This window comes from Streptomyces cyaneus (assembly GCF_004028635.1).
GTDB classification, from domain to species: domain Bacteria; phylum Actinomycetota; class Actinomycetes; order Streptomycetales; family Streptomycetaceae; genus Streptomyces; species Streptomyces cyaneus.
Genome location: NZ_RQJW01000030.1, coordinates 1 through 24,877, shown reverse-complemented (window position 1 = coordinate 24,877; position 24,877 = coordinate 1). Strand labels below are relative to the sequence as shown.

Genomic DNA, 24,877 nt, shown 5'->3' with positions numbered 1-24,877 from the left:
TGGGGTGCAGCCCGGCCGCGACCAGACCGGCGAAGTGCGCCATGTCGACCCACAGATACGCCTCGACCTCGTCGGCGATCCGCCGGAACTCCGCGAAGTCCAGCTGCCGCGGGTACGCCGACCACCCGGCGATGATCACCTTCGGCCGGTGCTCCTTGGCCAGCCGCTCCACCTCGGCCATGTCCACCAGACCGGAGTCGTCCACGTGGTAGGGGACGACGTTGAACTGCTTGCCGGAGAAGTTCAGCCGCATGCCGTGGGTGAGGTGGCCGCCGTGGGCCAGGTCCAGGCCCAGGATGGTGTCGCCGGGCTGGGCCAGCGCGAACAGGGCCGCCTGGTTGGCCGAAGCACCGGAGTGGGGCTGCACGTTGGCGTACTCGGCGCCGAACAGCTCCTTGATCCGGTCGATGGCGATCTGCTCGGCCACGTCGACGTGCTCACAGCCACCGTAGTAACGACGGCCCGGATAGCCCTCGGCGTACTTGTTCGTCAGGACCGAACCCTGGGCCTCCATGACCGCGACGGGCGCGAAGTTCTCGGAGGCGATCATCTCCAGGGTGGACTGCTGGCGCTCCAGCTCGGCGTCGAGCGCGGCGGCGATGGCCGGGTCGAGCTCGTGCAGGGGCGCGTTCAGAAGTGACTTGTCAGACATGTCAGTCATAAGGGGTTACGACTCCTCAGCCGGCGGTGTGGGCGTCGTACTCGTCCGCGGAGAGCAGGTCGGCCGGCTCCTCCGTGACGCGTACCTTGAACAGCCAGCCGCCCTCGAAGGGGGCGGAGTTCACCAGCGCCGGGTCGTTCACCACGTCCTCGTTGATCTCGGTGACCTCGCCGGTGACCGGGGAGTACAGGTCGGAGACCGACTTGGTCGACTCCAGCTCGCCGCAGGTGTCACCCGCGGTCACGGTCGAGCCGACCTCGGGGAGCTGGGCGTAGACGACATCGCCGAGCGCGTTGGCCGCGAACTCCGTGATGCCGACCGTCGCGACGCCGTCCTCGGCGGTCGACAGCCACTCGTGCTCCTTGCTGTAGCGCAGCTGCTGGGGGTTGCTCATGGCCTGAATTCTCCTGTACGCGCGGGAGTGGTGATGAATGGGGGACTGCTGGAAACGTGCGTGAGCAGCGGAAATGTGCGCAGGGTCACGCACGGGCCGCTGTCGGCCGCTACTTCTGGGCCAGTCTCTACGCCTGGGGTTACTTCTGCCGCTTGTAGAACGGCAGCGCCACGACCTCGTACGGCTCATGGCTGCCGCGGATGTCCACGCCGACCCCGGCCGTGCCCGGCGCCGAGTGCGCCGCGTCGACGTACGCCATGGCGATCGGCTTGCCCAGCGTGGGGGAGGGCGCACCGGAGGTGACCTCGCCGATCACCTCGCCACCGGCGACGACCGGGTACCCGGCGCGCGGGACGCGACGACCCTCGGCGACCAGGCCGACCAGGACGCGGGGCGGGTTCGACTCGGCGCGGGAGGCGGCCTCGGTCAGCGCCTCGCGCCCGACGAAGTCACCCTCCTTCTCGAACTTCACCACCCGGCCGAGCCCGGCGTCGAAGGGGGTGAGAGAGGTCGACAGCTCATGGCCGTACAGCGGCATGCCCGCCTCGAGGCGCAGGGTGTCCCGGCAGGACAGCCCGCACGGGACCAGGCCGACGCCCTCGCCCGCCTTGGTCAGCGCCTGCCACAGCTCGACGGCGTGCTCCGGCTTCACGAACAGCTCGAAGCCGTCCTCGCCGGTGTAGCCGGTGCGCGCGATGAGGGCGGGGACGCCGGCGACGGTGCCCGGCAGACCGGCGTAGTACTTCAGGCCGTCGAGGTCGGCATCGGTGAGGGACTTGAGGATGCCGGGAGACTCCGGGCCCTGCACGGCGATCAGGGCGTAAGCGTCCCGGTCGTCACGGACCTCGGCGTCGAAGCCCGCCACCCGCTCGGTCAGCGCGTCCAGCACGACCTGGGCGTTGGAGGCGTTGGCGACGATCATGTACTCGGTCTCGGCGAGCCGGTAGACGATCAGGTCGTCGAGGATGCCGCCGTCGGCCCGGCAGATCATGGTGTAGCGGGCGCGGCCGACGCCGACGGAGGCGATGTTGCCGACGAGCGCGTAGTTCAGCAGGTCGGCCGCCTGCGGCCCGGTGACCGTGATCTCGCCCATGTGGGAGAGGTCGAACAGGCCGGCCTTGGTGCGTACGGCGTTGTGCTCGTCGCGCTCGGAGCCGTAGCGCAGGGGCATGTCCCAGCCGGCGAAGTCGGTCATCGTCGCGCCGAGCGAGCGATGCAGGGCATCGAGCGCGGTGTGACGGAGTTCTTCTGTACTGCTCATCGGACGGTCGTCTCCAAGGGCATGACGGGCGAGGTCGTTCCTCCCCATCTGTCATCGGAACCTGAGAGGTTCGCCACGACCGCCACGGGGACGATCAGGACTTGCACCTTGGGTGGAGCCGCACCTCTGCTCGTCGGAGAGGGAGCGGCCCGCTTTTCAGATGTGCCTCGCCCGCGCGGTAACGGGGCCTGAGAGATTCAAGGGAGGGACTTGCTCCTTCGGCGCCCCGGCGATGCACTGCCAGGGACTCTCCCGCGCGGATTCAAACGGCCGGTATGCAGTTGGCGCCGACATCATTGCACGCCGGGCCGGTCTTCGGCAGGCCGCGTCTGTAACCGGCTTGTGGCGGGAAGCGAACAAAAAGCGAGAGATCCTCCATTACCTTCTCTTTACGCTCAGTGGGGATGGGGACTCCTGACCCCGGAGGAGGACGATGACGGTGAAGCGCACCACGGCGTACGCAACGACCTCGGGCCTCGCGCTGCCCAAGCAGCCCACGGCCCCGGCTGCCGAAGCCCGCGGCACGCGCCTCGCACCCGTGGTCCGCGACCTGCGCGAGCGCTCCGGCCACAGCCCGCACGCCCTGCTCTTCGGCCCCGAGGACCTCGTCGTGATCACCGGCCTGCCGGGCAGCGGCAAGTCCACGCTGATGCAGCGGACCGTGCAGGGCGCCCGCGTCGACTCCCAGGACACCCGGGACCGCTGGGCCGCCCGCATGCCCCGTTTCCTCCCCTACGCCGCCTACCGCCCCCTGGTCCGCCTCGCGCACTACGCCGGACTGCGCCGAGCCGTGCGTTCCGGGGGCGTCGTCGTGCACGACTGCGGTACGCAGGCCTGGGTGCGCGGCTGGCTGGCCCGCGAGGCCCGCCGCCGTGGCGGCACCCTGCACCTGCTGCTGCTCGACGTCACCCCGGGCACGGCCCTGGAAGGCCAGCGCGAACGCGGCCGGGGCGTCTCCCGCTACGCCTTCCTGCGCCACCGCAGGGCAGCCGCCCGCCTGCTGCGCTCGGTGGAGAAGGGCCACCTGCCCCAGGGCTGCGGCTCGGCGGTGCTGATTGACCGGGAGGCGGCGGACGTCCTGCGCCGGATCGGCTTCACGGGCTGAGCGGCCGTAGACCTGTACGGGGTGGTCACCCGCTAGCCTTTTGAGCCACAGCAGCGGTTCACGGCAGCGGTTCACAGCAGACGGTAGAGAGCAGATGGACTTCCCAGCGGATCTCCCCGCGGACTTCCCGGCACTGGCACACCCCCATCCGCACGGCGGTTGGCCCGGTAACGAACTGGAGGAGGTGCTCTCGGCCTCCCTCGGCCTGCCCTCGGCGGGCGGCCGGATCATCGAGGTGCTGGGCCGCAGCTTCGTCTGGGTGCCCCTGCCGGGCGGCGGCGGCCCGCACAGCGGCCCGCTGGACCTGCCCACGGTTCAGATCGAGGGCCAGGCGTACGTCCCGGTCTTCAGCTCCGAGGAACAGTTCCGCCAGGTCGTCGGCTCCCACATGTCGTACACCATCGCTCCCGCCGTGGAGTTCGCCCGCGGCCTGCCCCCGCAGGTGGGCATCGCCGTGAACCCGGACGGAGTGGTCGGTGTCCCGCTGCCCCCGGCGGCGGTGGCCGACCTCTGCCGGGTGGGCCGCACCCCGCTGGACGGCCTCAACTCCGGAGGCCGCGTCAAGCTCTACCAGCCCGACTGGCAGGACGACCCGATCGACTTCCTCGCGGCGGCGTCGGCGGAGTTCGCCGAGACCGGCGTGGTCGTGACGGCACGCCGCTGCCTCGCGGCGATCGAGACGGCCACCCCGGTGATGTTCATAGGCGTGGAACTCTCCCACTGGGAGGGCGACTTGCGCGCGGCCCCCATGGACGCCCTCGCCCGGGCGCTGGGCCGCACGCCGGTCCAGTGGCCGGTCAACCTGGTCCTCCTGGACGTCGCCCAGGACCCGGTGATCGACTGGATGCGCCAGCAGGTCCGCCCTTTCTACCAGCGGGTTTTCTAGCCGCCGGTAAGGGGCGACGCCGCCAGGGGCGCGGGGCTGTATCGATATGCGGCTCCGCCGCGCGGGCGCGACAAGCCACGTACCACCCGCAGCCCGCAGACCACATCAAGTCCCGAGCTTTCAACGCTTAAGCTGGCTTCGAAACCCACGTTTCCCGAAAGGGCGGTAAAAGGTGAGCGCGAGCGGCACCACCTCGACCGGACAGGTCGAGCACATGCTGCGCCAGGTGACGCCCGGGCGCTACGACGCCTACGAGGCCCTCCTGCGCGCGCTCGCGACCCCGTCCACCGGCCAGGTCTGGATGCTGCTGTGGCACGGCCAGGCCGGCTCCCCGGACGCCCAGTACGGAAACATGGAGGTCGACGGCCACGGCTACGCCCCGTGCGTCACCTCCGCCCAGGAGCTGTCGGCCAGCGGCTGGAACCGCAGTTACGAAGTGGTCGACGGAGTCGACGTGGCCCGCACTCTCTACCCGGACCACTTCGGCCTCTGGCTGAACCCGCACGCCCCGGGCGGCGGCGTCGGCATCCCCTGGCTCGACCTGCGCCGCATCGCCACGGGCCTGGACCGCCAGCCCGCAGGCCCGCTGCGGCTGTCCGAGCCCGGCATCGAGGTCCCGCAGTTCTACGCCCTGCTCGCGCAGAACGCCCACCGCACCCCGGCCGTGCGCTCACTGCGCCGCGCCTGGGTGCAGCCGGCCCTCGGTGCGCCGTATCTCGCCATCGGGCTCGACGTGTACGACACCAGCCCGCCCGCCGTGGACTCGGTGCGCTCGATGATGCTGCAGTCGATCGGCGCGTGTCCGGACGGACTGCCGGTGTCGACCGTGGCGATGTCCGACGAGTACGACCCGGTCGCCATGTGGATGCGGGCGAGCGCCCGCCCCTTCTACGACCGCGAGGCACACGCCCCCGCCTCCGCTCAGGCGCCGGCGGCCGGCTACGGCTACCCACCGGCACCGGGCCGTTACTGAGCAGTCGGCGGCTGAACCGCCGATCAGTCCGCAAACCGCCTGTCGTAGGCTGCGCAGGCCGCGCGCTTCGCTTTCGCAGGCATATCTCCGCGCGTAGATGCGATCGGAAGGTCCCGGTCCATCCTTATACGCCCCAAGTAGCCGGCGTCCGGCCCCCGTAACCCGTTGTTCGGATAACGGAACTCCCCAGACAGCATCACGGTTACGCATCCTTTCATCGCCAGGTCTGGCAACGAAACGCTGAAGCATTGAAGACTCCCGCACCAGGGGTGTTCGCCCCTGTGTACGACGAATGAGTACGACGGACTGATCATGCCGCCACAGCGGCAAGTGTGGGCCGGCTACCGCCGGTTGAGAGGGGTCCCTGCCTGATGACGGCACCATTGCACGAGCCGACCGCGGAAGTGGCCCCGAGCGCGGCCGAAGAGGCGGCCGTAGCCGGCACTGACGCGAAGGCCGTACAGGGACGTTCCCTGGGGCGAATCGCCTGGGAGCGCCTCAAGCGGGACAAACTCGCCCTGACGGGCGGTGCCGTGGTGCTGTTCCTCGTCGTTGTCGCGCTGCTCGCGCCCGTGATCACCAGCCTGTACGGGCAGGACCCGGACGCCTTTCACGAGGAACTGATCGACCCGCTGTTCGGTACGCCCACGGGGTCCCTGGGCGGGGTCAGCGGTGACCACTGGCTGGGAGTCGAGCCGGTCAATGGCCGCGACATCTTCGCCCGCATCCTCTACGGCGCCCGGATTTCCCTGCTGGTCGGCTTCCTGTCCGCGCTCGTCGCCGTCGTCCTCGGCACGATCCTGGGCGTGCTCGCCGGTTTCTTCGGCGGCTGGGTCGACTCCGTCATCAGCCGTGTGATGGACGGTCTGCTGGCCTTCCCGCAGCTGCTGTTCATCATCGCGCTGGTCTCCGTCATGCCGAACCAGATGCTGGGGCTGACCGGCTCGTCCGTGCGCGTGTTCGTGATGATTCTGGTCATCGGCTTCTTCGGCTGGCCCTATATCGGACGCGTGGTGCGCGGCCAAACGCTCTCCCTGCGAGAGAGGGAGTACGTCGAGGCGGCCCGCTCGCTGGGCGCCGGGCGGCTGTACATCCTGTTCAAGGAGCTGCTGCCCAACCTGGTCGCGCCGATCATCGTGTACACGACGATGATGATCCCCACCAACATCCTCACCGAGGCGGCACTCAGCTTCCTGGGCGTGGGCGTCAAACCGCCCACGTCCTCCTGGGGGCAGATGCTTTCGAGCGCGATCGACTACTACGACTCGGATCCCATGTACATGGTGGTCCCGGGCGTGGCGATCTTCATCACCGTTCTTGCCTTCAACCTCTTCGGCGACGGCGTGCGTGACGCGCTGGACCCGAAGGCCTCCCGCTGAACTGCCGTACCAAAAGTGTCCCGTGACACCTACACACGGGGTCTCTCATCAAATCCGGAGGATCCGAGATCGTGACTACCCAACGCACCTCAGGGCGGCGAAAGCAGGCGTGGGCCGCTGTCGCCGCGGTCGCCGCGCTGCTGACCACGGCGGCGTGCGGCGGCGGTGACAGCGACAGCAACGGCGGCTCGAAGACGGGCGCGGCCGGTTTCGACGCCGCGAACAACAAGGTCGCCCAGGCTTCCCTGGCCAAGAAGGGCGGCACGCTGAAGTTCGGTGGCGCCCAGGACGCCGACTCGTGGGACACCACGCGCGGCTACTACGGCTTCATGTGGAACTTCTCGCGCTACTACAGCCGCCAGCTCGTCACGAACAAGACGGAGCCCGGAAAGGCCGGCGCCGAGCTGACCCCGGACCTCGCCACCGGTCTCGCCAAGGTCACGGACGACGGCAAGACCTACACGTACACCCTGCGTGACGGCGTCACGTGGGAGGACGGCAAGCCGATCACGTCCAAGGACGTCAAGTACGGCATCGAGCGCGTCTGGGCGCAGGACGTGCTGTCCGGCGGCCCGGTCTACCTGAAGGACGTGCTGGACCCGAAGGGCGAGTACAAGGGCCCGTACAAGGACACCTCCAAGGACAAGCTGGGTCTGAAGGCGATCGAGACGCCGGACGACAAGACCATCGTCTTCAAGCTGCCGGCCGCCAACTCGGACTTCGAGGACATGCTGGGCCTGACCTCCGCGTCCCCGGTCCGCCAGGACAAGGACACCAAGTCCAAGTACGGACTGAAGCCGTTCTCCTCCGGCCCGTACAAGTTCCAGTCGTACAGCCCGGGCAAGGACCTGACCCTGGTCCGCAACACCGAGTGGAAGCAGGCCTCGGACCCGATCCGCAAGGCCTACCCGGACAAGATCACCGTCCAGTTCTTCTCGGACGCCAACCAGCTCGACCAGCGTCTGATCAACGGTGACCTGGACCTCGACATCAACCAGACCGGCATGTCGCCGCAGGGCCGCACCACCGCCCTGAAGCAGCACAAGGCCAACCTGGACAACCCGGTCACCGGCTACATCCGCTATGCGACCTTCCCGCAGAGCGTGGCGCCGTTCAACAACGCCGAGTGCCGCAAGGCCGTGATCTACGGCGCCGACCACGTGTCGCTGCAGACCGCGCGCGGTGGCCCGATCGCCGGTGGTGACATCGGCACCAACATGCTGCCCCCGTCCGTGGCGGGTGCCGAGGGCCAGAAGTACGACCCGTACGAGATCGCCGGAGCCAACAAGAAGGGCAACGTCGCCAAGGCCAAGGAAGCGCTGAAGGCCTGCGGCAAGCCGAACGGTTTCTCCACCACCATCGCCGTCCGCAACAACAAGCCGGTCGAGGTGGCCACCGCCCAGTCCCTGCAGGCGTCGCTGAAGAAGGTCGGGATCAACGCCCAGATCGACCAGTTCGACGGTTCGCAGACCTCCGGCATCATCGGTAGCCCCGAGAACGTGAAGAAGAAGGGCTACGGCATCATCATCATGGGCTGGGGTCCGGACTTCCCGACCGTCCAGGGCTACGGCATGCCGCTGTGGGACAGCAAGTACATCCTCGAGAGTGGTAACAACAACTTCGCCATGATCAAGGACAAGACGATCGACGGCCTGTTCGACCAGTACGTCACCACGCTGGACGACGCGGGCAAGACCAAGATCGCCACGGAGATCAACCACAAGGTGATGGAGGGCGGCTACTACCTGCCCTTCGTCTTCGAGAAGTTCATCAACTGGCGCTCGGACCGACTGGCGAACGTGTACACGACCGACGGCTACAGCGGGATGTACGACTTCGTCAACCTCGGCCTGAAGTCCACGACCTGATAACCGGCACACCCGCCGAACGGCACGAAAGGCAGGTGAAGGCCGGCGCGGCGTGATCGCGGGCCACCGGAAGACCTCCGGTGGCCCGCGGTCCGCAGCGGGCCGAGAGCTGTGCTCGCTTACCTCATCAGGCGGTTGTTCGCCGCCGCAGTGATGCTCGTGGTCATCATCCTGGTGGTCTTCGGCATCTTCTTCCTCGTCCCCAAGTGGGCGGGCGTCGACATCGCCTCGAGCTTCGTGGGCAAGCAGGCCGACCCCGCCGCCGTCGAGGCGGTGCGGCAGAAGCTCGGGCTCAGCGACCCGATCTACGCCCAGGTCTGGGAGTTCTTCAAGGGCATCTTCGCGGGCCGTACCTACGCGGCCGGCGGTGACGTCACCCACTGCTCCGCGCCGTGCTTCGGCTACTCGTTCCGCAGCGAGCAGGCCATCTGGCCGGTGCTGACCGACCGCTTCCCGGTGACCCTGGGTCTCGCGCTCGGCGCCGCCGTACTGTGGCTGATCTTCGGCATCGCGGCGGGTGTGCTCTCCGCGCTCAAGCGGGGCAGCATCTGGGACCGCGGCGCGATGGTCGTCGCGCTGTCGGGTGTCTCCCTGCCCATCTACTTCACCGGTCTGCTCTCCCTGTCGGTCTTCGTCTTCGGACTGGGCTGGTTCGACGGTCAGTACACGCCCCTGGAGGAGAGCTTCACCGGCTGGTTCGGCGGCATGATCCTGCCGTGGATCACGCTGGCGTTCCTCTACGCGGCGATGTACGCGCGCATCACCCGCGCCACCATGCTGGAGATCCTCGGCGAGGACTACATCCGCACCGCGCGCGCCAAGGGCCTCAAGGAGCAGACGGTCATAGGCAAGCACGCCATGCGCTCGACGATGACGCCCATCCTCACCATGCTCGGCATGGACCTCGGCGCGCTCATCGGCGGCGCGATCTTGACGGAGACGACGTTCAACCTGCCCGGCCTCGGCCAGGCGGTGCTCAACGCGATCAAGAACCAGGACCTGCCCGTCATCCTGGGCGTCACCTTGATCACTTCTCTCGCGGTGCTCATCGCCAACCTCGTGGTGGACGTCCTGTACGCCGTGATCGACCCCCGAGTGAGGCTGGCATGACCGAACTCAGCAAGACCGGAGCGGCCCTGGGGGAGCCCACGGGCACGTCGCCGGCCCCGACCTCCTTCCTGGAAGTGCGCGACCTGAAGGTGCACTTCCCGACCGACGACGGCCTGGTCAAGTCCGTCGACGGCCTCAGCTTCCAGCTGGAGAAGGGCAAGACCCTCGGCATCGTGGGCGAGTCGGGCTCCGGGAAGTCGGTGACCTCGCTCGGCATCATGGGCCTGCACACCGCCGGCCAGTACGGCAAGCGCAAGGCGCAGATCTCCGGCGAGATCTGGCTGAACGGCACCGAGTTGCTGTCCGCCGACCCGGACCATGTGCGCAAGCTGCGTGGCCGCGACATGGCGATGATCTTCCAGGACCCGCTGTCCGCGCTGCACCCGTACTACACGATCGGCCATCAGATCGTGGAGGCGTACCGGATCCACCACAAGGTGGACAAGAAGACGGCCAAGCGCCGTGCGGTCGAGATGCTCGACCGGGTGGGCATCCCGCAGCCGGACAAGCGCGTGGACAGCTACCCGCACGAGTTCTCCGGCGGTATGCGCCAGCGCGCGATGATCGCGATGTCGCTGGTCAACAACCCCGAGTTGCTCATCGCGGACGAGCCGACGACCGCCCTCGACGTGACCGTGCAGGCGCAGATCCTCGACCTGATCCGCGACCTGCAGAAGGAGTTCGGCTCCGCGGTCATCATCATCACGCACGATCTGGGAGTGGTCGCCGAACTCGCCGACGACATCCTGGTGATGTACGGCGGCCGCTGCGTCGAGCGTGGGCCGGCCGAGAAGGTGTTCTACGAGCCCCGGCACCCCTACACCTGGGGTCTGCTCGGCTCGATGCCGCGCCTGGACCGCGAGCAGCAGGAGCGGCTGATCCCGGTCAAGGGTTCACCGCCCTCCCTGATCAACGTCCCGTCCGGCTGCGCCTTCAACCCTCGCTGCCCGTACGCCGACGTCCCGAAGGACAACGTCACCCGCACGGTCCGCCCGGAGCTCTCCGAGGTCGGTAGCCGACACTGGGCGGCCTGCCACATGACGCAGGAGCAGCGGGAGCGTATCTGGACCGAAGAGATTGCGCCGAAGCTGTGAGCGAGGACAAAGCTGTGACCACTCCCGCGAAAGGCGACGGCACCGAGACGAGCGCCGCCGGCGCGGCCACCCTCACCAAGGACGCCGCCGCCGGCGAGACCCTGCTGAAGGTGACCGGGCTCCAGAAGCACTTTCCGATCAAGAAGGGCCTGCTCCAGCGGCAGGTCGGCGCGGTGCGTGCGGTCGACGGCATCGACTTCGAGGTCAAGGCCGGCGAAACCCTCGGTGTCGTGGGCGAATCGGGCTGCGGCAAGTCGACGATGGGCCGGCTGATCACCCGCCTGCTCGAGCCGACCGCCGGCAAGGTCGAGTTCGAGGGCAAGGACATCACGCACCTCGGCGTGAGCGGCATGCGTCCGCTCCGCCGCGATGTGCAGATGATCTTCCAGGACCCGTACTCGTCGTTGAACCCGCGCCACACCATCGGCACGATCGTCGGCGCCCCCTTCCGGCTGCAGGGCGTCGAGCCCGCCGGCGGCATCAAGAAGGAGGTCCAGCGGCTGCTCGAGGTCGTGGGCCTCAACCCCGAGCACTACAACCGCTATCCGCACGAGTTCTCCGGCGGCCAGCGCCAGCGCATCGGCATCGCCCGCGCGCTCGCGCTCAACCCGAAGCTGGTCGTGGCCGACGAGCCGGTCTCCGCGCTCGACGTGTCCATCCAGGCTCAGGTCGTCAACCTGCTCGACGACCTCCAGCAGGAGCTGGGCCTGACGTACGTGATCATCGCGCACGACCTCTCGGTCGTCCGGCACGTCTCGGACCGGATCGCGGTGATGTACCTCGGCAAGATCGTCGAACTGGCCGATCGCGAATCCCTGTACCGGGCACCGATGCACCCGTACACCAAGGCGCTGATGTCGGCGGTGCCGATTCCGGACCCGAGGCGCAAGCACGCCAAGAGCGAGCGCATCCTGCTCAAGGGCGACGTACCGTCGCCGATCTCCCCGCCGAGCGGCTGCCGGTTCCACACCCGGTGCTGGAAGGCGACGGAGATCTGCCGGACGACCGAGCCACCGCTCATCGAGCTGCGGCCCGCTCAGCAGGTCGCCTGCCACCACCCGGAGAACTTCGAGGACCAGGCGCCGCAGGACACGGTGCTCCTCACGGCTGCCAAGGAGGCCTCGGCGTTCGTGGCGGACGAGGTGCTGGCGGCGTCGGCACAGACGTCGGTGGCGGTGGCCGCCGAGGCCAATGGCTCCACCGAAGTGGAAGCGGATGCCGATGCGGATGCGGATGCGGACGCGGATGGTCAGGAGTCGACCGACCGGCAGAAGTGATTGCCTGTCGGACCCCTGACGAGCCCGGAGAACTCCGGGCTACTCCGTCCGGCACGCTGCAACACATGACGCGATGCAGGACATGACGCAATGCAGGACCGGCAGGTACCCCCTGCCGGTCCTGCATTTTGTTCGCGCCTGGTGGAGGACCTCTCGGGCTACCCCCAGACCAGCATTCGCCACGACACGGAAGGCTGCACCGCGAGCCTCATCGCCCGGTCGCTCTTCGCGCCGGCGAACCCCGTGGTGTACGCCGCCGTGGCATTGCATCCGGCCACTTCCAGGACGGAGCCACCGGACCCGTCGGTCACCTTCGCATCACCGGGCCCCAAGCAGATCAGCCGTACCGTGACCTGGGAACCCACCTTCGGCAAGGGCACGTCGAACCGCTGGGCACCGCGCCCGCTCTGCGCCACCAGCAATTTCCCGGACGGAGCCGAGGCCTCGAGAGATTTCAGCGTCGGCAACTCCATTTTCGCTGCCGCCGATGAATTCGCTGCCTTTCTCGGCAATGGCTGCTGCGCAGAGGAGCCTGAGTCGCCGCAGCCGGCCGCGGATATCAACACCGCGGACAGTACGGCCACGCGTGCCGCGCATTGCGAGAAACGACCGCCGGCGACGGAAATCATCCCTTGGTGCTCCAGAATGCCGGAAGGTGGTACGGGAGTTTCGCGACGCCATGGCGCGTGACCACCCACTTGCAGTTCGCGCCGTAGTGTCCGTACTGCCAATTCATCGTGTCCCGGTCGGCGCCGGCGTGAAGGTACCCCTTCCGCCAGGAGCTCGGTACCTTCCAACTGTCCGAGTAGGAGACCGATGCCGTCATCGTGAGCGCGAACGACAGCCCCAGGGTTTCCTTGGCGTTCGCGACGATGATGCTCTGTTCGCCCTGAACGGATCCGCTGATGGTGCCGGTGATCGATGCGCCTGCGGTGAGGGTGATGCCGAGCGTGTGTCCGCCCGGCGCACTGGACGGGGGCACCATTCCCACATGCTGGGATTTTACGGCGCTGTATTCATATGACGACTCGGTGCCGCAGTTGTCCGGATGTACTGCGGAGGGTGTGGCGGCCTGAGCTGAACTCGTACCGACGGCGACCAATGCGAGCAATGTCGCGCCGACCGTTGCGGTTCTCGCGTAGTGCGTCAAGTTGTTTCCCTGGTCGAGGAATGGAGGAGACCGTCAGCCACCCCGTGTGGTGACTCCTCCGCAATCGCAAACGTACGACAGGGGTTCCGTGGCGCAGTAGGTATTTTGTGATGTCCTTGCCAATGCTTTGTCAGTAGCCTCAAATAAGCCTCAGAGAGAATTCGGGCGAAAGCGCTTTGATGCTGCGGGTGGCGCGGAGACCCTCCGGGCGTGGCGGGCATCCAGTCACAGGCGAGAATGCTCGGGTGCTCCAGCAACTGTTCAGCCCGTCCGTCCAGCACACGCTCGACCTGATCGGCATCTTCGTCTTCGCGATCTCCGGCGCCCTGCTGGCCGTCCGCAAGAACTTCGACGTCTTCGGCATCGCCGTCCTCGCCGAGGTCACCGCCCTGGGCGGCGGGCTGTTCCGGGACGTGATCATCGGCGCCGTACCCCCGGCCGCCTTCACCGACCTGGGGTACTTCCTCACCCCGCTGCTCGCCGCGCTCCTCGTCTTCTTCCTCCACCCGCACGTGGAGCGCATCCAGACCGGAGTGAACGTCTTCGACGCGGCGGGCCTCGGCCTCTTCTGCGTCGCCGGGACGACGAAGGCGTACGACTACGGGCTGGGCCTGACCGCCTCCGCCTGCCTGGGCATGGCGACCGCCGTGGGCGGCGGTGTGCTGCGCGACGTCCTGGCCAACGAGGTGCCGTCACTGCTGCGTTGGGACCGCGACCTGTATGCGGTCCCGGCGATCGTCGGCGCCACGATGGTCGTGCTGTGCATCCGCTACGACGCCCTGAACCCGTTCACCAGCGCCCTCGCGGTCGTCACGGCGTTCGTGCTGCGGCTGCTGGCGATGCGGTACCACTGGCGAGCTCCGCGTGCCTGGAACCGGCGGTCGACGGTGCGAGAGGAGTAGTCCCGCCGGAGCCAGGCGCCGTACGGACCGGGTGCCGCGTGCCCATCACCTCGGTCAGCCAGCGGAACGCCGGGACGACCTGAGGCTTCCACAGCGCCATGGTGTGGCCGCCCGCACTGCGCGGGATGAACACCACGTCCACGGTCGTCGGCGCCTTCGCGGCCCGCTGGAGGGCCAGGGCCGCCTCGTACCCGTCCTTCGGCTGACCGGACAGGTAGAGCGCGACGCGCGGCGGGACCCGGGACTCCTTGAGGAGCATGTACGGGTTGTTCGCGGCCCGCAGCGCCGGGGACTTGCCGGCCAGCGACTGGGGTACTGCGGCGGGGTCGTTGTAGCCGGACATGCTGACCGCGGCCCGGTAGCGGTCGGGGTGGGCGATGGCCAGCTTCGCCGCGCAGTGCGCGCCCGCCGAGTACCCGGCGACCGCCCAGCCGTCCGGCGCGGCCTGGGCCCGGAAGTTGTCCATGACCATCTTCGGCACGTCGACGCTGAGCCAGCTGTCGGCGTTCACCTTGCCCGGGACGTTCGCACAGCCGGTGTCGAGTCCCGGCAGCAGCGTGGTGCGCGGCGAGACGATGATGAACGGCTCGATCTGCCCGCTGCGCATCAGCGGCGCCAGTTGCTGGGGCGCGTCCATCGTGCCGTACCAGGCCTTCGACGAGCCCGGGTAGCCCGGCAGCACCTCGACGACCGGGAACCTGTGATTGCGGTAGGCGGGGTCGCGGTACTGCGGCGGCAGCCAGACGTTGACCTCGGCGTGCACTCCGGACACCCGGCCCTTGAGCTGCGTGACGAGCACCCCGCCCTCCGTGCGCATGCCGGGGCCCTTGCCCGGCTTGAAGACCTGCCGGACCTTGGGCAGCTTCTCCAGCGCGATCCCGCCGGTGCCGCTCGCCCCGAGGTCGGCGGCCTCGTGCACATGGTCGCTGGTGCCGAGCAGGTCGCCCCAGTTGTCGTACAGCTGGTTGGAGTTGTTGACCAGCGTGAAGACCAGGGCGACCGCGGTGCCCTGGGCGAACAGCAGCATCAGCATCCGGGCGGCGGCCCGCAGGACCTTGGGTCCGCGCACCCGTGACCAGAGGACCAGCGGCAGCGCGACGGCGACGACGCACAGCGCGATGAGCGTGTAGAGGAATGGGGTCCCGGTGAGACTCATGTCCCGATAGAGGGCTTATCGGCGTCTCAGGTTTCGGACGGGGGATGACGCTTACCGAAAAGTTGCCCATATCTCAATGAGCCTCAGCCCTTCGGGGGCGGGAAAAGCTACCGCTTAGTAGTTACCTGTTGTACCGTTCATCCATGCCAGAAGCAGCCTCCGCCCCGACGGCCACGCAGGCCACGATCGGCGACAGCGAGTTCGACCGCGACACCGCGCTCACCCCGCGGGCCCCCGGCGTCTACGACATCGACCTCTCGGCCGGCTGGACCATCATCAGCGCCGTCAACGGCGGCTACCTGCTGGCCGTCCTCGGTCGCGCCCTCGCGGACGCCCTGCCGCACAGCGACCCGTTCACCATCTCCGCGCACTACCTGACCGCGTCCCAGCCGGGCCCGGCGGTCGTCCGCACGGACGTGGTGCGCACGGGACGGACGCTGTCGACCGGCCAGGCCTCGCTCTTCCAGTACGACGCCGAGGGCAACGAGATCGAGCGCATCCGCGTCCTCGCCTCGTACGGCGACCTCGACTCCCTCCCCGACGACGTCCGTACGACCGCCAAGCCGCCGGCGTTCCCGCCGCTGGAGCACTGCTTCGGCCCCGAGGACGGTCCCGCCCCCGTCGACGGCAGCTCGGCCATCACCGACCGTCTGATGCTCAAGCTCGACCCGTCCACCCTGGGCTGGGCGCTCGGTCAGCCGTCGGGCAAGGGCGAGATGCGGGCGTGGTTCGGCCTGGCCGACGGCCGGGACGCCGACCCGCTGTCGCTGCTGCTGGCGGTGGACGCACTGCCCCCGACCGCCTTCGAGATCGGCATCTCCGGCTGGGTCCCGACGGTCGAACTCACCGTCCACATACGGTGCCGCCCGGCCCCCGGCCCGCTGCGAGTGTCCATCACGACGCGCAACCTCGCGGGCGGCTTCCTGGAGGAGGACGCGGAGGTCTGGGACAGCGCGGACAGGCTGGTCGCACAGTCGAGGCAGCTGGCACGGGTGAGGCTGAGCTGAAGGCTCGTGGTCGCTTCTGTCACGGCCTTGTACCAGCGAGTAGCGTGAGGCTCCGAGGAAACGCGCAGGTCAGCGAGGCGTCTTTGGAGGCGCTTTGCCCGGCGCACAGGTCGCTTACAGCAGAGCCTCAACGAAGCCCCAAACTGCGTTGATTGAGTTCCCGCCCAGGACTTCCTCATCTTCCTTGGAGCGGTTTCTCATGAAGCGTGCGCGTCTCCTCCCCGCCGTGGCCCTGCTGGCGCTCTCGCCCCTGGCCCTGGCGGCCTGCGGCTCCGGCGACTCGTCGTCGACCTCGAACAGCGGCAACTCCGGCCAGCAGTCGTCGTCGTCGTGCCAGCAGCCGTCGGGCGCGTCCAGCGGGGCGCCGTCGGGCATGCCGAGCGGTGCTCCCTCGGGGGCGCCGTCGGCAGGGGCGTCGGGTGCTCCCTCGGGCGCGCCGAGCGGTGCGCCCAGCGGCGCCCCCGGCGGAGGGCAGGGTGGTGGCGGCCAGGGCGGCCCCGGCGGTGGCCAGGGCGGCGGCTGTGGCGGCCCGGGCGATGGTCAGGGCGGCGGGGCGGCTCCCAGCGGCGCCCCGAGCGGCGCCCCGAGCGCGGCGGCCACGGCGACCAAGAACTGACGCAGGACGCCGTAAGGCAGGGCGGCAATTCCGCCGTGTAGGAGCGGTACTTCCGCCGTATGACGTACGACAGGGGCGGCACTCCCGTGCAGCGGGGGCGCCGCCCCTGTCGTGCTGTCGGTGCTCAGTCCAGCCAGTGCTCCCGGCCGATGCTGATCAGCCGCATCTGGCGGGTCGCGACGTGGGCGACGCGCCGCCGCTCCTCCTCCGGCGCCTCCAGGACGTCCAGGAACAGCGAGGCCGTCATCAGCATCTGGTCGACGTAGAGGTCGGCGAGCATGAGGAGGTCGTCGTCGTTCCAGCCCGCGGAGACCGGGTCCTTGACGAGCGCGGCCTTCACCTCCTCGGCGAAACGCGCCAGTTGGTCCTGGATCGCCTCCCGCACCGACTGCACCCCGCCGTGCCGCTCGCGGGCGATGAAGCGGACGTGGGCCGGGTGGGTCGCCACGTGCTGGGCGATCAACCCGACGGCGCGCTCTATGCGTTGGTCGCTGTCGCCGGACGAGGAGACGATCGTGCGGATCATCGGATGCAGACTGCCCAGCGCCTCCTCGACGAGGGCGACACCGAGGTCGGCGGTGGAACGGAAGTGCCGGTAGAAGGCTGTCGGGGCGACGCCGACGGCGCGGGTGACCTCGCGCAGACCGAGACTGCTCAGGCTCTGCTCCTCCAGCAGTCCCAACGCGGCGTCCAGGAGCGCCTGTCGGGTCTTCTGTTTCTGGGCCTGCCGAAGGCCGAGGGTGTGACTCATACCATGCAGTTAACAACTGTTCTCTGGAATTGAAAAGCCGTGGGGCGCGCTAGACTTGGGAGTCAGTGAACAACTGTTACTACAACTGTTCACCGAAACGTAACGAGAGAGATCTCGGAGAGCAAGAGAGATCTCGGAGGGGGATTCGATCCCATGTTGTTCCTCGTCGCCGCACTTCTGCTGCTGGGCGTGCTGCTGGGCACCGTGGCCCACGCACCGCTCGCCTTCACCGCCGTCGCCGCCGCCGTGATCGTCGCCTGGCTGGGCATCTTCGCCGCCCGCGAGCGCCGCGCCCGCCGCAACTGACTCCACCCACCGCACCGCACCGACTCCTCGGGAGCTGATACCCATGCAACTCACCGCACCGGCCACCACCCGCCCCGGCACCCGCACCCGTACCCGCGACGCCGACGGCATGGCCGTGGCGTCCTTCATCCTGGGCCTCCTCGGCCTGCTGGTCTTCAACGTCTTCCTCGGCCCGGTCGCCATCGTCCTGGCGGCAGTGTCCCTGTGGCGCGGCACGAAGCGCCGGGGCCGGGCGTTCCTGGGCATGGGCCTGGGCGTCGCAGACCTGCTGGTCCTGCTGGCGTTCGTCCAGATGGACAACACGCTGTCCTGGAGCTTCTAGGAGACCCTGAGGTCTCCCGGAGGCGACGTCCGACCTGACGGCAAGCGGCCGGGGACGAGCCGCAGCCGTGAGCCGACGGCACTGGGGCCCGCGTGCTGCGAACCGTCTGCCGCGGCCATGTACCGCCGCGTGCCGCTTTGCGGCCAGTACCGCCTATCGCGGTCACGTACCGCCTATCGCGGCCATGTGACTGCTGCCGCCTGCCGCGGCTATGTACCGCTTGCCGCTATTGCGGCCATGTACCGCCTATCTCCTGCCGCGGCCACGTACCGCCTGCCACGGCCATGTAGCGCCGACCGCCGTTCCACCGCCGGGCCGATCGCCTTGGCGACCGCCGACCGCCGACCGCCGACCGCCGACCGCTGACCGCTGACCGCCGACCGCCGACCGCGAACCGCGAAGCGCCGACCGTCGGCCGCGAACCGCCGACCGCCCCCGGGTGACGGTGACCGCCGGGACCGCCGTGGGCAGTCGTTCCGCAGGGCGGAACGGGTGGGCACGGCCTGCAGCGCCGGGCGCGATCGTCGGCTCAGGCCAAGCGCAGCGCCCCGTGGGCACGGCCTGCAGCGCCGGGTGCATCGCGACCGACCTCAAGGGCAACTCGGGCAAGGTGCGACCTGGCTGCAACCCCGGGCAACCTTGACGCAAGGCCCTTTACCGGCGCCCTTTAGAATCGTGGCCACCATGGCTTACCTCGACCACGCCGCGACGACCCCCATGCTCCCGGAGGCGGCAGAGGCGCTGACCGCCCAGCTGAGCGTCACCGGCAACGCCTCCTCCCTCCACGCATCCGGCCGCCGCGCGAGGCGAACCGTCGAGGAGGCCCGCGAAACCCTCGCGGAAGCACTCGGCGCCCGCCCCAGCGAGGTCGTCTTCACCTCCGGCGGCACCGAGGCCGACAACCTCGCGATCAAGGGCCTGTACTGGTCCCGCCGCGACGCCGACCCCGCAGGGACCCGCACCCGCGTTCTCGCCAGCCCCGTGGAGCACCACGCGGTCCTCGACGCCGTCCACTGGCTCGGCGAACACGAGGGCGCCACCGTCGAGTACCTTCCCGTCGACTCCCACGGGCGGGTCCACCCGGACGCCCTGCGCGAAGCCATCGCCCGCAACCCCGACGACGTCGCCCTGGCCACCGTGATGTGGGCCAACAACGAGATCGGCACGGTCATGCCGATCCGCGAACTGGCCGACGCGGCAAGGGAGTTCGACGTCCCGCTGCACGCCGACGCCGTCCAGGCATTCGGCCAGGTCCCTGTCGACTTCGCCGCCTCAGGCCTCGCCGCGATGACCGTCTCCGGCCACAAGATCGGCGGCCCGTACGGTATCGGCGCCCTGCTCCTCGGCCGCGACCAGACTCCCGTACCCGTCCTGCACGGCGGTGGCCAGGAACGCCACGTCCGCTCCGGCACCCTCGACGTCCCCGCGGTCGCCTCCTTCGCGGTCGCCGGCCGCCTCGCCGCCGAGCAGCGCGAATGGTTCGCCCGGGAGATCGGCGCCCTGCGCGACGCCCTGGTCGAGGCCGTCCGTACGGCGGTCCCGGACGCGATCCTCGGCGGCGACCCGGCACCCGGCGGCCGCCTCCCGGCCAACGCGCACTTCACCTTCCCGGGCTGCGAGGGCGACTCCCTGCTCCTGCTCCTGGACGCCCAGGGCATCGAGTGCTCCACCGGCTCCGCCTGCACCGCGGGCGTCGCCCAGCCCAGCCACGTCCTGCTGGCCACCGGCACCGACCCCGACCTGGCCCGCGGCACCCTGCGCTTCTCCCTCGGCCACACCTCGACGGAGGCCGACGTCGAGGCGGTCGCCAAGGCGATCGGCCCGGCGGTGGAACGAGCGCGGGCGGCAGGGTTGACGTAGGGGGCGCAGAAGCCGCATGGGTTCCGGCGGGGCACACGGGTTCCGCCGCGCGCTCTCGTCGGCGGCCGGACACAGGCGGACACTCCGCCCGTGACACTCCGCCCGTGAACGTCGCCACCCAGGTCTTCGCCGTCGTCGTCTACCTCTGCGCGTGCCTGATCGCCTCCGCGCTCGTCTTCGCCGCCACCTTCCCCTGGCTGTGGCGGGGCGCGCTCGGCCAGGGACTGCCGCCCGCCGCGGCCCTGGTCGCCGCCCTGCTCTGACCGCTCACGCCTCCGCCGCGGGAGCCGCCCGCACCAGCTTCATGTACCGGTCCCAGTCCCAGTGCTCCCCGGGGTCCGTGTGGTCGGTCCCCGGCACCTCCACGTGTCCGATGATGTGCTCGCGGTCGACGGGGATGTCGTAGCGCGCGCATATCCGGGCCGTGAGCCGCGCCGAGGCCTCGTACATCTCGTCCGTGAGGTCCTGCGGCCGGTCCACGAAGCCCTCGTGCTCGATGCCGACACTGCGCTCGTTGTAGTCGCGGTTGCCCGCGTGGTAGGCCACGTCCAGCTCGCGGATCATCTGTGTGATGTGGCCGTCCTTGCGGACGATGTAGTGCGCGGCCGCCCCGTGCTCCGGGTCCTGGAACACCTTCACCGCGCTGGCGAAGCTGCCCTGGGTGACATGGATGATCACCATGTCTATGCCGTAGTCGTCGGGACGGTCCGCCCGTCTCCAGTTCGCGTCCGACGCCGCCACCCACCGCGCGCCCGCGTAGTCGACCTCGCCCTCCTTGCGCGGCTTCTCCACGCCCGGCACCCGCCACCACAGCCGCGCCAACTCGTCGCGAGCCAGCACGGCCGAGCCCACCGCGGCCGCCGTCCCGCCGATGAGCAACGCACGACGCCCGACCTTCCGGTCGCCGTCCTTCGAAGCCTTCCGCTGTCCCATGTGATCGTCAACGGATACTCGCGGGCCCTGGTTCCCACGCCCCCGTACCCTGGAAGGGTTATGACTCACACCGCGCAGCCCTCCCGCCCCCTTCGCGTCCTCGCCGCCATGTCCGGCGGGGTCGACTCCGCCGTCGCCGCCGCCCGCGCGGCCGAGGCGGGCCACGACGTCACCGGCGTCCACCTCGCGCTCTCCGCGAACCCTCAATCCTTCCGCACGGGCGCGCGGGGCTGTTGCACCATCGAGGACTCCCGCGACGCCCGCCGCGCCGCGGACGTCATCGGCATCCCGTTCTACGTGTGGGACCTCGCCGACCGCTTCCGCGAGGACGTGGTCGAGGACTTCATCGCCGAGTACGAGGCCGGCCGCACCCCGAACCCGTGCCTGCGCTGCAACGAGAAGATCAAGTTCGCGGCCCTGCTGGACAAGGCGCTGGCCCTCGGCTTCGACGCGGTCTGCACCGGCCACTACGCGACGGTCGTACTGAACGAGGACGGCACACGCGAGCTGCACCGCGCCTCCGACATGGCCAAGGACCAGTCGTACGTCCTCGGCGTCCTGGACGAGAAGCAGCTGGCGCACGCGATGTTCCCGCTCGGCGACACCCTGACGACGAAGGACGAGATCCGCGCGGAGGCCGAGCGCCGCGGCCTCGCGGTCGCCAAGAAGCCCGACTCGCACGACATCTGCTTCATCGCCGACGGAGACACCCAGGGCTTCCTCGCGAACCGGCTGGGCAAGGCGGAGGGCGACATCGTCGACGAGTCGGGAGCCAAGCTCGGCACGCACGAGGGGGCGTACGGCTTCACCATCGGCCAGCGCAAGGGCCTGCGCATCGGCACCCCGGCCGCCGACGGCAAGCCGCGCTACGTCCTCGACATCTCGCCGGTGAACAACACGGTCACGGTCGGCCCGGCGGCCTCCCTCGACGTCAGCGCCCTCACCGCCATCAAGCCCCGCTGGTGCGGCACCGCCCCGACCGGCCCCGGCACCTACACCGCGCAGCTCCGCGCCCACGGCGGCGAGACCGAGGTGACCGCCGAGCTGGTCGACGGCTCCCTGGAGGTCACCTTCGCGGAGCCGGTCCGCGGCGTCGCCCCAGGCCAGGCGATCGTGCTGTACGACGGCACGCGCGTGGTGGGCTCGGCGACGATCGCGTCGACGGTACGGGCCACGCCCACGAGCGTCTGAGTGAGGGACCCGGGGCCGTTCAGCGGCCGGCCCCGGCCTCGGTCACGCCTCGAAGAACTCCACCAGCACCGGCCCCAGCACCTCCGGCTCCACCATGTGCGTCTGCCCCGGAAGGCTCCGGTGCGACCCACCGGGCACGATCTCGGCTACCGCGCGTGCCGCCTCCTGCATCCACGCCGGGCTCGCGCTGCCGGCCACGGCCAGCACCGGGACCGTGATCGAGGCCAGCCGATCCCGGGGGACCAGACCGTCGCCCATCACGGCGTTGTCGTAGGCCAGGCTCGATGCGATCGTCTCCATGCCGCGCCACATGGGGGACTGGCGGGCACCCTGGATCATCTGCTCGGCCATCCCGGCCAGCCGCAGGAACAGCTCGACGGCGTCCCCGCGCCGGCCTTCCGCCAGCGCCTCGGTCAGCCGCTCGGTGTACTGCGCACGCTCCTTCGCGCCGCCCTCGTAGACCGCGAACGGCACCTCGTACACCGCGACCTGACGCACCGGCAGCCCACTCGCCGCCGCTTCGAGCGCGAGCGCGCCCCCCGAAGAGGTGCCGTACAACGCGGCCTCCCCACCCACCGCCTCGATCAGCGCGGCGAGGTCCTCGACCTCCCGCTCCACCGCGTACGGCGCCGTGTCACCGCTCTCGCCCCGCCCTCGGCGGTCGTACACGACGACCCTGAAGTGTTCGGACAGAGGCACGGCCAGCGGCGCCACGGTGCCCCCGGTGGACATCGCGCCGCTGATGAGGATCACCGGCGGCCCCTCACCCGAGATCTCGTACGCGATGGAGGTGCCGTCGGCCGAAAAGGTCTTCTTGTCCATGCCTGTGGAGACTGCCGTACGGCATGGCACTAATCGCTTACGACACTTCGACTTCGTAGAAGCAGAGGTGGTCCTTGATCTCGGCCACGTCCGGCTTCGGATCCGGGTAAGCCCAGACGAGGTCCGCCGTGTCGGGCAGCGACCAGTAGGAGGCCGTTCCCTTGAACGGGCAGTAGGTGTGTGTGTCGGAGGGCGTCAGCAGGTCCAGTCGTACGTCCTCGGCCGGGATGTAGTACCGCACGGGACAGCCCGTCTCCCGCAGGACCAGGGGCCGGTCGCTCTCCGCGAGGACCTGGTCGCCGTGGACCACCCGTACGCGCTGCGTGCCCTGCTCGATCGTGATCGTGTGTCCGTCAGCCATATCCGCAAAAGCGTTCGCGGGCGCCGGGTTCTTCCCGCGTACGGTGGCTCCATGCGAATCTGCGTCTTCCTCTCCGCCGCCGACCTCGACGACCGTTACACGCGCCCCGCGCGCGAGTTCGCGAAACTGCTGGGCAAGGGCGGGCACACGCTCGTGTGGGGCGGCTCCGACGTGGGTCTGATGAAGGTCGTGGCCGACGGGGTGCAGGAGGCGGGCGGACGGCTCGTCGGGGTCTCCGTGGAGTTCCTGGCCGCCAAGGTCCGCCCGGGCGTCGACGAGATGGTGATCGCGAAGGACCTGGCCGAGCGCAAAAAGCTGCTCCTGGAGAAGGCCGACGCGGTGGTGATCATGGTCGGTGGCACGGGGACCCTGGACGAGGCGACGGAGATCCTGGAACTGAAGAAGCACGGCCACACGGACATGCCGGTGGTCCTGCTCAACACCGCGGGCTTCTACGACGGCCTGAAGGAACAGTTCCGCCGCATGGAGGACGAGGGCTTCCTGCCCCGTCCGCTGACCGACCTGGTGTTCTTCGCGGAGGAGCCGGTGGGGGCGCTGGCGTACCTGGAGGAGAGCCAGGGAGTGGAGTGAGCCGGGGAGTGGAGCGACCGCGAGCTGATGCGAGCATGGCGGGCATGGCTACACATGTGATCACCGGAGCGGGCTCCGGCATCGGCGCGGCCGTCGCCCGCCGCCTGCACGCGCGCGGGGACGAACTCGTCCTCCACGCGCGCGACGCGGGCCGTGCGAAGGAGCTTGCGGCGGCGTTCCCCGGCGCGAAGACGCTGGTCGGCGACCTGGCGGACCCGGACAAGCTGTCCTGGGCCTTCTCCCACCAGACGCTCCCCGACCGGGTGGACTCCCTGCTCCACATCGCCGGAGTCGTCGACCTCGGCCCGGTCGGCGACCTGACCCCGAAGTCCTGGCGACACCAGCTCAACGTCAACCTGATCTCCCCGGCCGAGCTGACCCGCCACTTCCTCCCCCAACTCCGCGCCACCCGCGGCCACGTGGTCTTCGTGAACTCGGGCGCCGGCCTCAACGCTCACGCCGACTGGTCCGCGTACGCCGCGTCGAAGCACGGCCTGAAGGCCCTGGCGGACTCGCTCCGCCACGAGGAGCACGGCAACGGCATCCGCGTCACCTCGGTCTACCCCGGCCGCACCGCCAGCCCCATGCAGGCCAAGGTCCACCAGCAGGAGGGCAAGGAGTACGACGCGTCGAAGTGGATCGACCCCGAGTCGGTGGCGACGACGATCCTGATGGCCCTGGATCTCCCGAGGGACGCGGAGGTCAACGACCTGACGGTGCGGCCGGGGCGGTGATTTTCGCCCCCGCCGCCCCTACCCGTCCCGTCCCTGGGGGCTGCCGCCCCCAGACCCCCGCTTCGGCCCTGAACGGGCCTCGTCCTCAAACGCCGGACGGGCTGGAATGCCTGGACCGGCGTCGAGGGGTGAGGCCACCTGAAATCAGCCCCTCCGGCGTTTGAGGA

General features: G+C 69.5%; 28 protein-coding genes and 2 riboswitches. Of the genes, 18 read left to right on the top strand and 10 right to left on the bottom strand.

What is annotated here, in order from left to right:
* From EHO50_RS43715 to gcvT, 3 genes are all read right to left on the bottom strand, one after another.
* On the bottom strand, positions 1-652 hold a 652-nt coding region (locus EHO50_RS43715; RefSeq protein WP_128437464.1), incomplete at its 3' end, for an aminotransferase class I/II-fold pyridoxal phosphate-dependent enzyme.
* A 25-nt stretch (positions 653-677) separates the two neighbouring features.
* A complete protein-coding gene (gene gcvH / locus EHO50_RS43710) occupies positions 678-1,055 on the bottom strand; it encodes a glycine cleavage system protein GcvH (protein WP_128437462.1) in 378 nt (125 codons plus the stop codon).
* A 139-nt stretch (positions 1,056-1,194) separates the two neighbouring features.
* Entirely contained in the window at positions 1,195-2,316 is a 1,122-nt protein-coding gene (gene gcvT, locus EHO50_RS43705; RefSeq protein ID WP_128437461.1) for a glycine cleavage system aminomethyltransferase GcvT, read from the bottom strand.
* Between the two features lie 38 nt (positions 2,317-2,354).
* A riboswitch (glycine riboswitch) is annotated at positions 2,355-2,482 on the bottom strand.
* Positions 2,483-2,581, bottom strand: a riboswitch (glycine riboswitch).
* A gap of 168 nt (positions 2,582-2,749) precedes the next feature.
* On the opposite strand from gcvT, the gene EHO50_RS43700 reads away from it, so the two are divergent.
* The 8 genes from EHO50_RS43700 to EHO50_RS43665 all read left to right on the top strand — a co-directional run bounded on the left by EHO50_RS43700 (position 2,750) and on the right by EHO50_RS43665 (position 12,008).
* On the top strand, positions 2,750-3,421 hold the full coding sequence (locus tag EHO50_RS43700; RefSeq protein WP_164905129.1) for an ATP-binding protein: 672 nt from the start codon (positions 2,750-2,752) through the stop codon (positions 3,419-3,421).
* A gap of 94 nt (positions 3,422-3,515) precedes the next feature.
* The gene (locus EHO50_RS43695; protein ID WP_128437460.1) at positions 3,516-4,307 is read left to right on the top strand and encodes an enhanced serine sensitivity protein SseB; all 792 of its coding nucleotides are present in this window, start codon (positions 3,516-3,518) and stop codon (positions 4,305-4,307) included.
* A gap of 172 nt (positions 4,308-4,479) precedes the next feature.
* Complete coding sequence (locus EHO50_RS43690) at positions 4,480-5,280, top strand: enhanced serine sensitivity protein SseB C-terminal domain-containing protein (RefSeq protein WP_128437459.1); 801 nt, start codon at positions 4,480-4,482, stop codon at positions 5,278-5,280.
* A gap of 371 nt (positions 5,281-5,651) precedes the next feature.
* Positions 5,652-6,659 (top strand): ABC transporter permease, encoded by a 1,008-nt coding sequence (locus EHO50_RS43685; protein WP_128437458.1) that lies wholly within the window; start codon positions 5,652-5,654, stop codon positions 6,657-6,659.
* 71 nt (positions 6,660-6,730) lie between these two features.
* On the top strand, positions 6,731-8,527 hold the full coding sequence (locus EHO50_RS43680; protein ID WP_128437457.1) for an ABC transporter substrate-binding protein: 1,797 nt from the start codon (positions 6,731-6,733) through the stop codon (positions 8,525-8,527).
* Positions 8,528-8,638: 111 nt separating this feature from the next.
* A complete protein-coding gene (locus EHO50_RS43675; protein ID WP_128437456.1) occupies positions 8,639-9,637 on the top strand; it encodes an ABC transporter permease in 999 nt (332 codons plus the stop codon).
* Positions 9,634-10,731, top strand: coding sequence for an ABC transporter ATP-binding protein (locus EHO50_RS43670; RefSeq protein ID WP_128437455.1), 1,098 nt, complete (start codon positions 9,634-9,636; stop codon positions 10,729-10,731). Before EHO50_RS43675 ends, EHO50_RS43670 begins: the two co-directional genes overlap by 4 nt.
* 14 nt (positions 10,732-10,745) lie before the next feature.
* Complete coding sequence (locus tag EHO50_RS43665) at positions 10,746-12,008, top strand: ABC transporter ATP-binding protein (RefSeq protein ID WP_246101847.1); 1,263 nt, start codon at positions 10,746-10,748, stop codon at positions 12,006-12,008.
* A gap of 158 nt (positions 12,009-12,166) precedes the next feature.
* Here the strand turns inward: EHO50_RS43665 and EHO50_RS43660 are convergent, their stop codons facing one another.
* Both EHO50_RS43660 and EHO50_RS43655 read right to left on the bottom strand, forming a co-directional pair.
* Positions 12,167-12,637 (bottom strand): hypothetical protein, encoded by a 471-nt coding sequence (locus tag EHO50_RS43660; protein WP_128437453.1) that lies wholly within the window; start codon positions 12,635-12,637, stop codon positions 12,167-12,169.
* Positions 12,634-13,158: a hypothetical protein gene (locus tag EHO50_RS43655; protein ID WP_128437452.1), complete on the bottom strand. Its 525-nt coding sequence runs from the start codon at positions 13,156-13,158 to the stop codon at positions 12,634-12,636. The genes EHO50_RS43660 and EHO50_RS43655 overlap by 4 nt, the downstream gene beginning before the upstream one ends.
* Before the next feature lie 245 nt (positions 13,159-13,403).
* Here EHO50_RS43655 and EHO50_RS43650 point away from each other — a divergent pair, with 245 nt between their 5' ends.
* Positions 13,404-14,060 carry a trimeric intracellular cation channel family protein gene (locus EHO50_RS43650; protein WP_128437451.1) on the top strand — a complete coding sequence of 219 codons (657 nt, stop codon included), beginning with the start codon at positions 13,404-13,406 and terminating at the stop codon, positions 14,058-14,060.
* Here EHO50_RS43650 and EHO50_RS43645 read toward each other — a convergent pair.
* On the bottom strand, positions 13,969-15,216 hold the full coding sequence (locus EHO50_RS43645) for an alpha/beta hydrolase (protein ID WP_128437450.1): 1,248 nt from the start codon (positions 15,214-15,216) through the stop codon (positions 13,969-13,971). The two genes, EHO50_RS43650 and EHO50_RS43645, sit on opposite strands and share 92 nt — an antisense overlap.
* Before the next feature lie 143 nt (positions 15,217-15,359).
* On the opposite strand from EHO50_RS43645, the gene EHO50_RS43640 reads away from it, so the two are divergent.
* Both EHO50_RS43640 and EHO50_RS43635 read left to right on the top strand, forming a co-directional pair.
* On the top strand, positions 15,360-16,223 hold the full coding sequence (locus EHO50_RS43640; protein WP_128437449.1) for a thioesterase family protein: 864 nt from the start codon (positions 15,360-15,362) through the stop codon (positions 16,221-16,223).
* A gap of 199 nt (positions 16,224-16,422) precedes the next feature.
* A complete protein-coding gene (locus EHO50_RS43635; protein WP_128437448.1) occupies positions 16,423-16,839 on the top strand; it encodes a hypothetical protein in 417 nt (138 codons plus the stop codon).
* A 124-nt stretch (positions 16,840-16,963) separates the two neighbouring features.
* Here the strand turns inward: EHO50_RS43635 and EHO50_RS43630 are convergent, their stop codons facing one another.
* On the bottom strand, positions 16,964-17,590 hold the full coding sequence (locus EHO50_RS43630) for a TetR family transcriptional regulator (protein ID WP_128437447.1): 627 nt from the start codon (positions 17,588-17,590) through the stop codon (positions 16,964-16,966).
* A gap of 153 nt (positions 17,591-17,743) precedes the next feature.
* Between EHO50_RS43630 and EHO50_RS44395 the strand changes: the two genes are divergently transcribed.
* From EHO50_RS44395 to EHO50_RS44390, 4 genes are all read left to right on the top strand, one after another.
* Positions 17,744-17,896: a hypothetical protein gene (locus tag EHO50_RS44395; RefSeq protein WP_164905128.1), complete on the top strand. Its 153-nt coding sequence runs from the start codon at positions 17,744-17,746 to the stop codon at positions 17,894-17,896.
* 43 nt (positions 17,897-17,939) lie between these two features.
* Positions 17,940-18,218 carry a DUF4190 domain-containing protein gene (locus EHO50_RS43625; protein WP_128437446.1) on the top strand — a complete coding sequence of 93 codons (279 nt, stop codon included), beginning with the start codon at positions 17,940-17,942 and terminating at the stop codon, positions 18,216-18,218.
* A gap of 684 nt (positions 18,219-18,902) precedes the next feature.
* Positions 18,903-20,078, top strand: coding sequence for a cysteine desulfurase family protein (locus EHO50_RS43615; RefSeq protein ID WP_128437444.1), 1,176 nt, complete (start codon positions 18,903-18,905; stop codon positions 20,076-20,078).
* Positions 20,079-20,182: 104 nt separating this feature from the next.
* Positions 20,183-20,341 carry a hypothetical protein gene (locus EHO50_RS44390; RefSeq protein WP_164905127.1) on the top strand — a complete coding sequence of 53 codons (159 nt, stop codon included), beginning with the start codon at positions 20,183-20,185 and terminating at the stop codon, positions 20,339-20,341.
* 4 nt (positions 20,342-20,345) lie between these two features.
* On the opposite strand, the gene EHO50_RS43610 is transcribed toward EHO50_RS44390, so the two are convergent.
* Positions 20,346-21,011, bottom strand: a complete 666-nt coding sequence (locus EHO50_RS43610) for an N-acetylmuramoyl-L-alanine amidase (protein ID WP_128437443.1) — start codon at positions 21,009-21,011, stop codon at positions 20,346-20,348.
* 60 nt (positions 21,012-21,071) lie between these two features.
* Here EHO50_RS43610 and mnmA point away from each other — a divergent pair, with 60 nt between their 5' ends.
* Positions 21,072-22,202 carry a tRNA 2-thiouridine(34) synthase MnmA gene (mnmA, locus tag EHO50_RS43605; RefSeq protein WP_128437442.1) on the top strand — a complete coding sequence of 377 codons (1,131 nt, stop codon included), beginning with the start codon at positions 21,072-21,074 and terminating at the stop codon, positions 22,200-22,202.
* A 42-nt stretch (positions 22,203-22,244) separates the two neighbouring features.
* Here the strand turns inward: mnmA and EHO50_RS43600 are convergent, their stop codons facing one another.
* Both EHO50_RS43600 and EHO50_RS43595 read right to left on the bottom strand, forming a co-directional pair.
* Positions 22,245-23,024 (bottom strand): alpha/beta fold hydrolase, encoded by a 780-nt coding sequence (locus EHO50_RS43600; RefSeq protein WP_128437441.1) that lies wholly within the window; start codon positions 23,022-23,024, stop codon positions 22,245-22,247.
* A 37-nt stretch (positions 23,025-23,061) separates the two neighbouring features.
* Positions 23,062-23,385, bottom strand: a complete 324-nt coding sequence (locus tag EHO50_RS43595) for a DUF427 domain-containing protein (RefSeq protein WP_128437440.1) — start codon at positions 23,383-23,385, stop codon at positions 23,062-23,064.
* 51 nt (positions 23,386-23,436) lie between these two features.
* Between EHO50_RS43595 and EHO50_RS43590 the strand changes: the two genes are divergently transcribed.
* Positions 23,437-23,976 carry an LOG family protein gene (locus tag EHO50_RS43590; protein ID WP_128437439.1) on the top strand — a complete coding sequence of 180 codons (540 nt, stop codon included), beginning with the start codon at positions 23,437-23,439 and terminating at the stop codon, positions 23,974-23,976.
* 35 nt (positions 23,977-24,011) lie between these two features.
* On the top strand, positions 24,012-24,710 hold the full coding sequence (locus tag EHO50_RS43585) for an SDR family oxidoreductase (RefSeq protein WP_128437438.1): 699 nt from the start codon (positions 24,012-24,014) through the stop codon (positions 24,708-24,710).
* The last annotated feature ends 167 nt before the right edge of the window (positions 24,711-24,877 follow it).

What these genes read in the sequence shown, in the direction of transcription:
- gcvH (WP_128437462.1), bottom strand. Translation starts at nt 1,055, where the DNA reads ATGAGCAACCCCCAGCAGCTGCGCTACAGCAAGGAGCACGAGTGGCTG.
- gcvT (WP_128437461.1), bottom strand. Translation starts at nt 2,316, where the DNA reads ATGAGCAGTACAGAAGAACTCCGTCACACCGCGCTCGATGCCCTGCAT.
- EHO50_RS43700 (WP_164905129.1), top strand. Translation starts at nt 2,750, where the DNA reads ATGACGGTGAAGCGCACCACGGCGTACGCAACGACCTCGGGCCTCGCG.
- EHO50_RS43695 (WP_128437460.1), top strand. Translation starts at nt 3,516, where the DNA reads ATGGACTTCCCAGCGGATCTCCCCGCGGACTTCCCGGCACTGGCACAC.
- EHO50_RS43685 (WP_128437458.1), top strand. Translation starts at nt 5,652, where the DNA reads ATGACGGCACCATTGCACGAGCCGACCGCGGAAGTGGCCCCGAGCGCG.
- EHO50_RS43670 (WP_128437455.1), top strand. Translation starts at nt 9,634, where the DNA reads ATGACCGAACTCAGCAAGACCGGAGCGGCCCTGGGGGAGCCCACGGGC.
- EHO50_RS43660 (WP_128437453.1), bottom strand. Translation starts at nt 12,637, where the DNA reads ATGATTTCCGTCGCCGGCGGTCGTTTCTCGCAATGCGCGGCACGCGTG.
- EHO50_RS43645 (WP_128437450.1), bottom strand. Translation starts at nt 15,216, where the DNA reads ATGAGTCTCACCGGGACCCCATTCCTCTACACGCTCATCGCGCTGTGC.
- EHO50_RS43640 (WP_128437449.1), top strand. Translation starts at nt 15,360, where the DNA reads ATGCCAGAAGCAGCCTCCGCCCCGACGGCCACGCAGGCCACGATCGGC.
- EHO50_RS43635 (WP_128437448.1), top strand. Translation starts at nt 16,423, where the DNA reads ATGAAGCGTGCGCGTCTCCTCCCCGCCGTGGCCCTGCTGGCGCTCTCG.
- EHO50_RS43630 (WP_128437447.1), bottom strand. Translation starts at nt 17,590, where the DNA reads ATGAGTCACACCCTCGGCCTTCGGCAGGCCCAGAAACAGAAGACCCGA.
- EHO50_RS44395 (WP_164905128.1), top strand. Translation starts at nt 17,744, where the DNA reads ATGTTGTTCCTCGTCGCCGCACTTCTGCTGCTGGGCGTGCTGCTGGGC.
- EHO50_RS43625 (WP_128437446.1), top strand. Translation starts at nt 17,940, where the DNA reads ATGCAACTCACCGCACCGGCCACCACCCGCCCCGGCACCCGCACCCGT.
- EHO50_RS43615 (WP_128437444.1), top strand. Translation starts at nt 18,903, where the DNA reads ATGGCTTACCTCGACCACGCCGCGACGACCCCCATGCTCCCGGAGGCG.
- EHO50_RS43610 (WP_128437443.1), bottom strand. Translation starts at nt 21,011, where the DNA reads ATGGGACAGCGGAAGGCTTCGAAGGACGGCGACCGGAAGGTCGGGCGT.
- mnmA (WP_128437442.1), top strand. Translation starts at nt 21,072, where the DNA reads ATGACTCACACCGCGCAGCCCTCCCGCCCCCTTCGCGTCCTCGCCGCC.
- EHO50_RS43600 (WP_128437441.1), bottom strand. Translation starts at nt 23,024, where the DNA reads ATGGACAAGAAGACCTTTTCGGCCGACGGCACCTCCATCGCGTACGAG.
- EHO50_RS43595 (WP_128437440.1), bottom strand. Translation starts at nt 23,385, where the DNA reads ATGGCTGACGGACACACGATCACGATCGAGCAGGGCACGCAGCGCGTA.
- EHO50_RS43590 (WP_128437439.1), top strand. Translation starts at nt 23,437, where the DNA reads ATGCGAATCTGCGTCTTCCTCTCCGCCGCCGACCTCGACGACCGTTAC.
- EHO50_RS43585 (WP_128437438.1), top strand. Translation starts at nt 24,012, where the DNA reads ATGGCGGGCATGGCTACACATGTGATCACCGGAGCGGGCTCCGGCATC.